A 12,263-nucleotide genomic window follows, 5' to 3' on the forward strand; every position below is an offset into this window, starting at 1 on the left:
CTGATGTTAAAAGTAGCAACAAGATTTGCTCCCTCTCCAACTGGAGCTCTCCATATTGGTGGTGTAAGAACTGCTTTATTTAATTGGCTATATTCAAAAAATAAAAATGGAACCTTTCATTTAAGAATTGAAGATACAGACAAGGAAAGGTCTAAAGATGAGCACAAAATTCAAATTATTAAATCTTTAAAATGGATTGGCATAGAGTATGATGGTGATGAATATATCCAATCAACTAAAATTGATGATCATATAAATATTGCAAACCAGTTACTTATGAGTGGGAATGCTTATAAATGTTATTGTTCTAGTGAAGAAATTGAAGAGCAAAAAAAAGGAGCTAGGCAAAAAAAACTTCCTTATATCTATAATAGAAAATGGAGAGATCTTACAGAAGCAGATGCTCCAAAAAATATTAAGCCTGTAATTAGATTTAAAAGTAAAATTGAAGGAACAACTGTACTGAATGATTTAGTTCAAGGTAATGTTGAGATAGAAAATATTACAATAGAAGATTTTATAATTTTACGAAATGATGGTACACCAACATACAATTTATCATCAACAGTAGATGATCATCAAATGGGCATGTCTCATATTATTAGAGGAGATGACCATAAGATTAATACTTTTAAACAAATACAAATATATTTAGCTATGAAATGGGAGCTGCCTCAGTTTGCGCATATACCTCTTATTCATACAATTGAAGGCAAAAAACTATCTAAAAGAGATAATGCCTCAACATTGGATGATTATTCTAAAATAGGAATTATGCCAGATGCACTTAGAAACTATCTTCTAAGACTTGGATGGTCTTTTGAGGATAAAGAAATATTTACCTTAGATGAAAGTATTAAATACTTTAATTTAGAAGGAATTGGTAAATCCCCATCTAAATTAGATATGAGCAGAATTCTATCTATGAATGAATACTACATAAAAAATATGGATGAAAAAGATTTATTTGATCAATTCATCAAATACTGCAAATTATTTAAAAATGAAATTAAGTCTGATAAAGTAGATAAGATTGAAAAGTCACTAACTTTTTTAAGAAATAAAGCAAAAACTTTAGAGGATATATTTAACAATGGACAATACATCGTCCTTGATGAAGTATCATTTAATCAACAAGATATGAAATTAATTGACGATGAGGCAAAAAAAGTAATTGCGGGTTTTAATAATCAATTAGTAAAGGTGGATATACTAAGCAAAGAAACATTAGAACCTATCATTAATGAGCTTATTAAATCAAATGATACAAATTTTAAAGGGGTTGGACAGCCACTAAGGATAGCATTAACTGGCTCTAAGTTTGGACCAGGTATTTATGATATTATTTTATCTTTAGATAAAGAAGAGATAATAAAGAGATTAACTAATAAGAAACTTATCTAATACCAAAGAAGCTTCAACAGAAGATGAGGTTTTTGATCTAATTTGACTTAAAGTTTTTTCACAATCATTAACTTGCTGTCTCATCATTTCAGGATTTTTTAAAAAATAAACAACTGAATTATAAATTTCTTTTGCATTACATTCTTTTTGAATTAATTCAGGAATAATTTCTTTTTTATTAATTATATTAATAATATTTGCATACTCAATCTTTACTAATAATTTAACTATTAAATAATTTATAAAATTCATTTTATAAATTATTAAAGATGGCACCTTAGCATTGCAAATTTCAAGTGAAACTGTTCCAGATTTAGAAACAGCAAAAGTAGATCTATCTAATACTTGTCTCTTAATATTTTCATCAGAAATAACCTCAACATTTTGTAAATTAGAAATTTTTATTTTTTCATTGATTAGATTTTTATTTTCTTCAGTTGCATGAAAAACAAATAGATAATTATCAAAGTTTGCATTCATTAAATTAATAAAACTAATTAAAATAGGCAAAAGTAAATTTATTTCTGAAGACCTGCTACCAGAAAAAAGTGAAATAATTTTTTTATCAATAGATATGATATTGGTTATATCAGTTTTATTTTTTTTTTCTTGTTCTAGCAAAGGATGACCGACAAATGTATTGGGTATCCCTTCTTTATCAAAATATCTTTTTTCAAACTCGAATAACAATAAAACATGATCTAAAAAATTTTTAAATTTCTTTAACCTTCCCATTCTCCAAACCCATACTTGTGGAGCAACATAATGAATAGTTTTAATGTTTCTATTTAATTTTTTTACTCTTTCGGAAACTCTTAATGTAAAATCAGGACTGTCTACACTAAACAAGATATCTGGATCAAATTTTACTATTTCATCAACTGTTTTATTTATTTTACTATTAATTTTGAAAATATTTAACAAAACACTAGTAAAGCCAATATAGGTTATTTCTTTTAAATCAAAAATTGATCTAATACCTAGTGAACTTAAATGATTTCCACCGACGCATAAATACTCAATGTTAGAATTATTATCTTTCAGTTTAGAAATTACTTTTGAAGCAAGTTTATCTCCCGAAGGCTCACCAGTTAGAATAAATATTTTTTTCATTTTACTGTAATGAACATTTTATTTTTATTAGCAAAGTTTATGCATTTTTTTTTATCTAAAAAAACATTTTGTTTACTTTTAATAACTATACCTTTTAATCCAGCAATTTTACTTTGTTTTAAAGTTTTTAAACCAATGGTTGGTAGGTCAACTCTGAGATCTTGCTTTTTTTTAGGAAATTTAACTAAAACTCCATGATTTCTAAATTTTTTACTTTTACTATTTTTGAGCATTTTTTCAGTTCCTCCAATTCCTTCAATTAAAACAACTTTTTTATTTCTTACAACAACACCTTGGCTAAAATTGTATTGCCCTAAATTATTTAATGTATTAATTGCTTTCATAATATCTAATCTGTCTTGATTATTAGGTTTGATCTTTGAATAGTTTCCCTTTTTAAGATTAAGTTCAGGGTTAAATCTCAAAGATCTTTCTGTTTTTATCTTGTGATGTGTTAATATTTTTATGATTTCTTTGAGAATAGCAGCATCTCCAAGTTTTGATGCTCTAATTATTCTTGGAATATAATATAATCCTTTAAAATCTAATTTTAATTTAGAAAAATTAGGTTTATTAACTTTGCCAGCAAATATGACTTTTTTACACTTATTTTCTTTCAAAATATTGATTATCTTACCAAATTGGCCAATAGAAACTGCATAAGATCTTTTATCATTTTTAAATTTTTTTGATTTTGATAAATCTATTATCAAATAGTTTATTTTTTTTTTCTTAATTGTTTTAAGAATTTCAATTGGAAAATCTGTATCACCAAAAATTAAGCCTATCATCTTATGAAAATGGTGTACAAATAGATCTTTTTTTATCTTTTGTAATAAATTCGATTATCTCTTTAACTAATGTATTTTCTTTAAAAGAACCATTTAAATTACTTATATTTTCCATTATATTTTTTGTTGCAAATATTATCTTATAAGCTTCGCTCAAGCCTAAAATTTCTTTATTTTCGAACTTAGATCTTCTTAAACCTATCAAGTTTAACCCTTGTAAAGAGTTTCTGTTACCAGTTGATAATCCATAAGGTATAACATCGTTCAAAACACCTGTCATTCCACCAATCATTGCCATTTTACCTATTCTAGTAAATTGTTGGACTGCTGAGTTGCCACCTATAACTACGTTGTCCTCTATTGTGGCGTGTCCACCTAGAGGTACATTATTGGCAATAATGACGTTATTTCCAACTAAACAATCATGCGCAACGTGTGATGAAATCATAAAAAGACAGTTATCTCCTATTAGTGTTTTTCCACCACCGCCTTTAGTACCAGGATTTATTGTAACATATTCCCTAATAGTATTTTTATCACCAATAATTAATCTAGTTTCTTCACCATTATATTTTAAATCTTGAGGGTCACTGCCTATGGATGTGAATGGAAAAATCTTATTTTCTTTACCAATTTTTGTATGCCCTGAAATATTAACATGAGAATGAATAATTGTATTTTCATCAATCTCTACATCTGGACCTATTACAGAATATGCTCCTATTGTAATATTTGAAGAAATTTTAGCCTTTGGGTCAACTATTGCAGTTTTGTGTATCATTGATTATCCTTAATAAATTTTTTTAAATTTCTAGCAGGGTAGCCCATTACTTTAGAATTATCTGGAATATTCTTAATAACACCTGAACCACCACCTATTTGTACATTATTACCAATTTTTAAGTGACCTGATACTCCTGCTTGTCCACCAATCATAACATTATTTCCTAATGTAGAGCTCCCTGCAAATCCAACTTGACCGGCGATAATGCAGTTCTCACCAATCTTATTATTGTGTGCTATGTGTACTTGATTGTCTAAAAAAGTATTTTTTCCAATAACAGTATTAGATAGGGAACCTCTATCAATTGTAGAGCCACATCCTATTTCACAATTATCTTCAATTATTACAATTCCTATATGAGGATATCTAGTATTTCCATCTTTATTTGGAAAGAAACCAAAACCTTTTTTTCCAATTACACATCCGTCTAAAATATAAACATTATTTTTAATTAAAGTATTTCTGACAATTACATTAGATCCTATTGAACAATTATCGCCAATAATTACATTGCTTTCAATTATTGAATTATGTCCTATTGAAGAATTGAGCCCAATTTTAACATTTTTTCCTACTAATACATTATGACCATGTATTACAGTCTTATGTAAAATAGTTTTTTCAATATTTTCGGTTTGGGGATCAAAATCATCAGTAACAGAATCTGGATAAAATATTTTAGTGATCATTGCAGTAGAGATAAGAACATTATCAACCTCAATAGGTTTGCAATTTTTTGGTAATATACTTGATAATTGCTTAGTAGTTAAGCAATAAGCAGCTTTAGTGATTGAAGCCACAGCTTCATATTTTTTTGAATGAAAAAAGGTAATATCTGTATTTGATGCTGTAACAAGATCCTTGATATCTAAAATATTTTTTTCAACATATTTATATTTATTACTAATATTTGCAGAAATTAAAATATCATCAATTTTTATAGGACCTTTATTTTTAAAAAATGGATTAATCATTGATAAAGTTTTTTATCAAAAATTTTAAAGGTTTGCTTATCAAGAATTATTACTAATTATTTTTTATCAACAATAGTAGCTGACCATAGAGCATCAGCCATTTTTTTTCCATCAACGAATGCTTCACCCTTATACTTCCAGACTCTTCCATGAGATCTAATTGCTTCTATATTTAATTCTAGTTTGCAGTCTGGAATAACTGGGTTTCTAAATCTTGCTTTCTCAATACCCATTAAAAAAACAAGTTTGTTTTCATAAGTTTCTCTATCAATCCCATGCGCAGTAAGAGCTGCAGCTGCTTGACCAAAAGCTTCAACAATCAAAACTCCCGGCATAACGGGATTGTTAGGAAAATGTCCTTGTACAAAAAAACTATCTTTCTTAACATTGACAATTGCAGTTGCAGAAAATAATTTTTTGATATTAGTTAACTCTTCTATAAGGAGCATGGGCTCTCTATGAGGCAATAAATCGATTATTTCTTTTTTATTTAATTTATTGGTCATAATTATTGTAATTCTATACTTTTAATTTTTGAATTTAAAATTTCAAGTATTGAACTTGTAATATCCAATTCTTTTTTACCTATTATAATACCCTGTTTTGGAATGATGTATGAGATAGAATTTTTTTTAGCATACTCTGCAAGGATTGGTGTAAGTGACTCAGTAAGACTCCTTTGGGCAACATTTTTTATTTTTGTGATTTGATTAATTGTTTTACTTCGAGATAGTTTGTAGTCTTCAACTTTTTTTTTAAATAGCTGCACTTCATTGATATATTCTTTTTCACTTAAAATATTTTTTTTTGAAATTATATTCTTTTCTTCAGTTTGTAACTTTTTTTCAATTTCTTCAAACTTTTTTTTATTAAATTTAGTTTTTTCATCTAATTTCTTAATGATTGACTTGCCAGCTAGTGAATTATTCATCAAATAATCTATATCTAGATAGTAAATATTATTATTTGATAGAGCAATATTTGTATAAAAAAGAATAAATAGTGTGGTTAAATAAATACTAAATTTTTTGAAAGTCATTAAAATGTTGTGCCAAGATTAAATCTAAAACTTTCGGTTTTATCAGTAGAGTTTTTAGTAATAGGTTGAGACAGTGAAAAATTTAGAGGTCCAATTGGTGTTAATATATCCATTGCCACCCCTGTTGAGCTTCTAATTTTATTATTATCATCAATAGCACTATCATAATCTACACCCCATACATTTGCAGCATCAACAAATAGAGAAAAATCTATATTTTGAAAGGATGGTAAAAATTTAGGTAATGTAGTGCTGAAATTTAAAGCAGAAATATAATTACCACCAATGTAGTCATTATTTTCAAGCGGACCAATTTTACCAGATTCAAAGCCTCTTAGTTTGCTGCTAGGCATAAATAACCTTTTTGAGATTCTTACATCTTCATTACCAAGTGAATTTACAGCTTTTCCATAAAAGCTAACTTTGGTAACCATTTCTGATATTTTCTGATATCTGGTTGACTCAAATGAATTAACAATTTCATAATTATCTGAAATTACTGGTAATTCCTGGCTAAATACATTTCTAAAACCTTCATCTGGACGAAATCTTTTATTTGTTAAGTTATAGTCTAAAGAATAGTTAAAATAACTATCAAGATAATTTCCCTCTTGTTTTTTTAAAGATGCTGATGCAGCGCTTGTTGTTTTAAGTTTTTCATAGGAGATATCAACCTCAGGTCTAAAGTATAAATTTTCAAATTGTTCAAAAGAAGTACCTAGGGATACACCTAAATCTGATGTTTTATAACCAAAGTCAGCTATATTATCAGTACTGGTACTTCTTATAGAGGTAAATAAAGAGTTATCTGAATAATTAAAATTAGGTTTTTCATATATAAATTGTCCCTTAATAGCATTTTCTGAAAATTGTAAATTTGTATTTAATTTAATCCCCTTTCCTAAAAAATTGTTTTCTTTTATACCTCCACCTATTGTACCGCCTGATGTTCCAATACCAGCACCTAAAGAAATTTCTCCAGTAGGTTTTTCTTCAACAGTAAGATTTACCACCTTAAGACCTTCGCTAGAACCTGGAATAATGTTAGTTTCTACTTTTGAAAAAATATTTTTTGCTTTAATATTGTTTACAGATTTGTTGAATAAAATTTCATTATAAGGATCACCCTCATCTACTATTAAAGAGTTTCTAATAACCTCTTCAATAGTATAATTATTTCCTAGTATGTTAATTTTTTCAACATAAAATTTTTCATTATCTTTTAAAGAAAATGAAATGTTCAATTTATTTTTACCTATTATTGTTTCATCTAGTGATGCGTCAATAAATTGGTATTGTTTAGTAAGCGCTATTTTATCAACCTCTCTTAAAATTTTTTCGACTTTATCCAATGAGTACTCTTGATTTTTTAAATCTACTAAAGATTCATTAATTTTCATAAAATATTTTGAATCGTAGTCATCAGATAATACTAAAGTTAATTCGTTAAATATAAATTTTTCACCAGAATTAATATTGAAAATTAACTTAAAAGAATCTTCATTATTAAATTCAACAAAAGAGTTTGTTATTTTTACATTATAATACCCATTATTTTTATAAAAATTTGTTAATAATCTTTTGTCTAATTCTATTCTTTCGGAATTAAGATAAATAGATTGTGAAATAAATTTCCAAAATTTAGACTCTTCAGAGGTGATAATATTCATAAGTTTTCTATCTTTAATTTTTTTATCTCCAATAAATTGCACTTCATGGATTTTAGCTCTTTTGCCTAAATTTATATCGTAAGTAAGTCTTGTAGAATTTTGTTCTTCATTTAATGTGAAGGTAGTTTTAACATCAGCGAAGTAATATCCGCTACTTTTCAAAATATTCTTTACTAAATTTAAATCTGATAGAAACAATGATTCAACAAAAGAGCTACGGTTTTTTAATTTAATCTTATCAAATAATAGCTCAGTTAAATTTGCACTTTTAATACCATTTATTTGGACATCTTCAATGATTGGATTTTCAATGACAGAAATCTCTAAGATTGAATTATTAATTTCTAAGTTAATTTCTTTAAAAAAATTTGTCTCATAAATATTCTTAAGAACTGTATTTAAGTCATCATCATTGTAATCTTTATCAAATTTAATATTGCCAAAAACTATTATGGATTCTTTAGATATTCTCTTATTACCATCTACCTTAATATCGATTATTGTTTGGGCTATAGATAGGGAGGAAATGAAGAAAAAAATAAAATTAATTCTTATAATCGTTTTAAACATAAGGTTTTATATAGTTAATTTATTAATTTTCAAACTTACATAACTGTTTAATTTGATGATTTCTTCAATATTTTTGACCTTAAATCTTTTAAATTTTGTAAATTCCTTCATTTTGATTATTTTCAATAAGAAAGTTGATATTTGATTAAATGTTATTTTTTTCTTCAAAAATAAATCAACCAGCTTATCGTTCGCACTAACAAGAACAGTTTCAAATAAAGAGTCATTGAGTGGCATCTTCTTTAAAATTTTTACAACTGGAAATTTAGCAGTATCTACGTTTGTAAAATTAAGTTTATTTAAAAGATTAAAGTTAAGTTTTTGTGTTTGAATTTTTTTTTCAAATTTACTGTAAAAAGAGTTAAAAATTGGAATTTTCATATTAGTATCGTGTATTAACATTTTAGTTAAGCCATTATTAAATTTAATAATAGCATGAACATAAGAAGCTGGATGAATTAAGATTTTTAATTGACTATACTTATAATTAAAAATTTTCTTAGCTTCTATAATTTCAAAAACTTTATTCATCAATGTTGCAGAATCTATTGTTATTTTTTTTCCCATTTTCCAGTTAGGATGTTTAAGTGCTTGTTTTATAGTAATTTTTTTAAACTTACTTAAAGTTAATTTGTTAAATGGTCCACCTGATGCTGTAATAAATACTTTTTCTATATTAATATTTTTAGCACCATCAATTAAAGACCATATTGAAAAATGCTCTGAATCTACCGGTATGAATTTAACTTTAAATTTATCTAACTCTTTTTTTATTAATGACCAGCCACAAATGATGGACTCTTTATTGGCTATTGCGATATTCTTTGTAAACCTAATTGTTTTTAAAGTGGGGCTTAAACCATCCAAACCAGAAATTGCATTTAATATATAGTCAACTTTTTTTTTATTAAAAATTTTATGTATTGAATCATAATTATTATAAATATTAATTTTTTTATTTTTAAGTATTTTTTTTATTTTTAAAAAACTTTTTTTTTCTCTAATAACAATGTTTCTAACTTTAAAAATCTTTAATTGTTTAAGTAATTCATTAATATTTCTATTTGCAGATAACAATAAAATATCACAATTTTTTTTATCTTTTTTTAGAATATTTAAAAAAGATTTACCAATGGATCCTGTGGAGCCTAAAAGTACAATTTTTTTTTTCATATTAATTTAAAGAATTTAATAACAATACACCAGAAGGAGCAGCAAAAATTATGCCATCTAGCCTATCAAGCAGTCCACCGTGTCCAGGCAAAAGATCACTAGTATCTTTGACTTTAGCTTTTCTTTTTAATAAGGAAATGAATAAATCTCCTATCTGAGAAATTAAAGAAATTATAATTGTTAGCATTATTAAAGATAATAAATCATATGTAATTAGTTTATTATAGAATATTGGTATTAAAACCATTGACAAAACAAATGAACCAACGGATCCTAATACAGTTTTATTGGGACTTATTTTGGTAAGTTTTTTTCCCTTAAAGGTTTTTCCAAATACTAATCCACCGATGTCAGATAAAATTGCAACTAAAACTGAATACAATAAATATATTTTTAAATCTGTATAGTCAGATTCTATTATAAATATAAAATAAACAAAAATAGATAAATAGAATAATGAAGCTAACTTGGATATATACCTAAAAAAATGGTCCTGATATCTATTGCCTTTTATAATTTTAGAAATCAATGCATAAAATTCAATCCATATAATTATTGCTATAATCATCATTGAACCAATCATTATAAATGTATAAAAATACATTGCTGTCAATAAAGAAAGTAAAATAATAGATGTGAATATTCTTTTTTTTAATTCTTTATTCATTATATTGAGCCAAAATTTCTTTTTATAGATTTAAATTTATTTAATATTTTCTTAAAATCATTACTTTTAAAGTCAGGCCATAATTTTTTTTCAAAAAAAATTTCAGTATAGGCTAACTGCCATAACATAAAATTACTTAACCTCTGTGTATTTCCAGTTCTTATCAAAATATCTGGATCAATTATACCTTTTGTAAATAAATTATCATCAATATTACTTTCATTTATCATAATTTTTTTTTTATTTACTTTTCTTATTGAATTAATTAATTCATTTTTTGAACCATAATTTAAAGCAACATTAACTTGTAAAGATACGTTTTTTGATGTTCTTAATTCTGCGTTTCTTATAATTTTTTTTAATTTAATTGGTAACTTATTTATTTCACCAATAAATTTTAATTTAATATCTTTTTTAATTAGGTTACTAATTTTATTAGTTAAAAAATTTTCCAAAAGGTTGAATAAAAAATTTATTTCTTTTTTAGGTCTTTTCCAATTTTCAGTTGAAAAGGTATAAAGTGTTAAATGATTAATATTTACCTTTAAACATTCATTGATAATAGATTCGACACTATTTAATCCAGCTCTATGACCAGCATTTCTTGAATTTTTGTGTTTAATTCCCCACCTACCATTTCCATCCATAATGATGGCAACATGTTTAACTAGGTTCATATTGTCATTATTTCTTTTTCTTTGGCTTCAACTTTAATGTCTATAGTTTTAATATGATCATCAGTAAATGTTTGTACTATTTTTTCATTAATTTTTTCATCATCTTCGCTAATTTCTTTGTTTTTAACTAAACTTTTTAAATCATCATTAGCTTCTCTTCTAATGTTTCTAATTGAGATTTTACACTTCTCACCCATAGATTTAATTAATTTTTTAATCTCCGTTCTTCTCTCTTCATTTAAATCTGGTACGGGTAATCTGATTAATTGTCCGTCAATTTGAGGGTTTAAACCTAATTCTGATTTTTTTATCGCAGTATCTACAAGTGGAACGTTATTAAGGTCCCAAACTTGAATATTAATTGTTCTAGCATCCGGAGTTGTTATACTTGAAAGTTGATTTAATGGCATCGCTTGACCATAAACATCAACCTTAACAAGGTCTAGCATTGAGGAATTTGCCCTTCCAGTTCTGAGTGAAGTTAATTCTTTTTGAAAAACCTCAATAGTTTTATCCATCTTCTGACTGTATGTTTTGTCATTAAACATTTATTCACCTATTTTAATTCTAAAAAAATCATTAATCTTTAAGTCAGGTATATTAAGTTCTTTTATAATATCTTGCACTTTCTTTTTAGGCTCCATAACCCAGGCTTGTGTTAACAAAGCATTTTCCTCTTTAAATTTATTCATTTTACCTAAACTAATTTTTTGTGCAATTTCTTCAGGCTTACCAGAACTTTTTAACTCTTCTGTGACAAGATCTTGTTCCTTTTGAAGTAGATCTTTATCAATCAAATCAGAACTTAACGCCAAAGGGTTTGATGCTGCAATATGCATTGAAAGTTGTTTACCAAAAGCTTTAACATTATCACTGTCATCTGAAGTCTCAAGTGAAGCTATAACTGATAATTTAGATAAATTATCTTTAACTACAGTATGCAAATAATTAAAATTTTTAGAACCTGATTGGTTAAATGTCTTAGCTTTACCAACTGTTATCTTTTCACCCATTTTTGAGATTAATGCTACTAGACTATCTTCAACCGTTTCACCATTTCCCATTTTTGATTTATTAAGCTTTTCTAAATCAGATGAATTTTGATTATTCAATTCACTTAGTTCTTTTGCGAAGGATACAAAGTCATCATTCTTAGCAACAAAATCTGTCTCACAGTTAATTTCAATAACAGATATTTTGCTTGTATCTCCAGAGGTTGCGATAACACCTTCTTTAGCATCTCTTGACATTTTCTTTGAAGCTTTAGAAATTCCTTTAACTCTTAAGATTTCTACTGCTTTATCTAAATCACCACCAGATTCTTTAACTGCCAAGTTACAATCTTTAAATCCAGCACCAGTTGCTTCACGTAATTGTTTTACTTTTTCCAAATCACTCATA

Annotated in this window: 13 protein-coding genes; 1 reads left to right on the top strand and 12 read right to left on the bottom strand. The window is 26.2% G+C overall.

Annotated features, from left to right (window positions below; genetic code table 11):
- The first annotated feature begins 3 nt into the window (after positions 1-3).
- The gene (gltX, locus tag ABXT61_RS03685; RefSeq protein ID WP_415315906.1) at positions 4-1,404 is read left to right on the top strand and encodes a glutamate--tRNA ligase; all 1,401 of its coding nucleotides are present in this window, start codon (positions 4-6) and stop codon (positions 1,402-1,404) included.
- Here the strand turns inward: gltX and lpxB are convergent.
- From lpxB to tsf, 12 genes are read right to left on the bottom strand one after another with little or no spacing between them, the layout of a single operon-like run.
- A complete protein-coding gene (gene lpxB / locus ABXT61_RS03690) occupies positions 1,381-2,517 on the bottom strand; it encodes a lipid-A-disaccharide synthase (protein WP_415315907.1) in 1,137 nt (378 codons plus the stop codon). The genes gltX and lpxB overlap by 24 nt on opposite strands.
- Complete coding sequence (locus tag ABXT61_RS03695) at positions 2,514-3,308, bottom strand: LpxI family protein (protein ID WP_415315908.1); 795 nt, start codon at positions 3,306-3,308, stop codon at positions 2,514-2,516. Before ABXT61_RS03695 ends, lpxB begins: the two co-directional genes overlap by 4 nt.
- Before the next feature lies 1 nt (position 3,309).
- On the bottom strand, positions 3,310-4,089 hold the full coding sequence (lpxA, locus tag ABXT61_RS03700; RefSeq protein WP_415315909.1) for an acyl-ACP--UDP-N-acetylglucosamine O-acyltransferase: 780 nt from the start codon (positions 4,087-4,089) through the stop codon (positions 3,310-3,312).
- Positions 4,086-5,066, bottom strand: a complete 981-nt coding sequence (lpxD, locus tag ABXT61_RS03705) for a UDP-3-O-(3-hydroxymyristoyl)glucosamine N-acyltransferase (protein ID WP_415315910.1) — start codon at positions 5,064-5,066, stop codon at positions 4,086-4,088. Before lpxD ends, lpxA begins: the two co-directional genes overlap by 4 nt.
- 56 nt (positions 5,067-5,122) lie before the next feature.
- Positions 5,123-5,572: a 3-hydroxyacyl-ACP dehydratase FabZ gene (gene fabZ / locus ABXT61_RS03710; protein WP_415315911.1), complete on the bottom strand. Its 450-nt coding sequence runs from the start codon at positions 5,570-5,572 to the stop codon at positions 5,123-5,125.
- Positions 5,573-5,574: 2 nt separating this feature from the next.
- Complete coding sequence (locus tag ABXT61_RS03715) at positions 5,575-6,105, bottom strand: OmpH family outer membrane protein (RefSeq protein WP_415315912.1); 531 nt, start codon at positions 6,103-6,105, stop codon at positions 5,575-5,577.
- The gene (gene bamA, locus ABXT61_RS03720) at positions 6,105-8,345 is read right to left on the bottom strand and encodes an outer membrane protein assembly factor BamA (RefSeq protein WP_415315913.1); all 2,241 of its coding nucleotides are present in this window, start codon (positions 8,343-8,345) and stop codon (positions 6,105-6,107) included. Before bamA ends, ABXT61_RS03715 begins: the two co-directional genes overlap by 1 nt.
- 6 nt (positions 8,346-8,351) lie before the next feature.
- Positions 8,352-9,518 carry a 1-deoxy-D-xylulose-5-phosphate reductoisomerase gene (locus ABXT61_RS03725; RefSeq protein WP_415315914.1) on the bottom strand — a complete coding sequence of 389 codons (1,167 nt, stop codon included), beginning with the start codon at positions 9,516-9,518 and terminating at the stop codon, positions 8,352-8,354.
- A gap of 1 nt (position 9,519) precedes the next feature.
- The gene (locus tag ABXT61_RS03730) at positions 9,520-10,185 is read right to left on the bottom strand and encodes a phosphatidate cytidylyltransferase (RefSeq protein ID WP_415315915.1); all 666 of its coding nucleotides are present in this window, start codon (positions 10,183-10,185) and stop codon (positions 9,520-9,522) included.
- Positions 10,185-10,862 carry a polyprenyl diphosphate synthase gene (uppS, locus tag ABXT61_RS03735; RefSeq protein ID WP_415315916.1) on the bottom strand — a complete coding sequence of 226 codons (678 nt, stop codon included), beginning with the start codon at positions 10,860-10,862 and terminating at the stop codon, positions 10,185-10,187. The genes ABXT61_RS03730 and uppS overlap by 1 nt, the downstream gene beginning before the upstream one ends.
- Positions 10,859-11,410 (bottom strand): ribosome recycling factor, encoded by a 552-nt coding sequence (gene frr, locus ABXT61_RS03740; RefSeq protein ID WP_415315917.1) that lies wholly within the window; start codon positions 11,408-11,410, stop codon positions 10,859-10,861. Before frr ends, uppS begins: the two co-directional genes overlap by 4 nt.
- Positions 11,411-12,262: a translation elongation factor Ts gene (gene tsf, locus ABXT61_RS03745; protein WP_415315918.1), complete on the bottom strand. Its 852-nt coding sequence runs from the start codon at positions 12,260-12,262 to the stop codon at positions 11,411-11,413. It lies immediately after the preceding gene.
- Position 12,263: the final 1 nt, after the last annotated feature.

The organism is Candidatus Pelagibacter sp. Uisw_137, assembly GCF_047720245.1.
In the GTDB taxonomy this organism is placed as follows: Bacteria; Pseudomonadota; Alphaproteobacteria; order Pelagibacterales; family Pelagibacteraceae; genus Pelagibacter.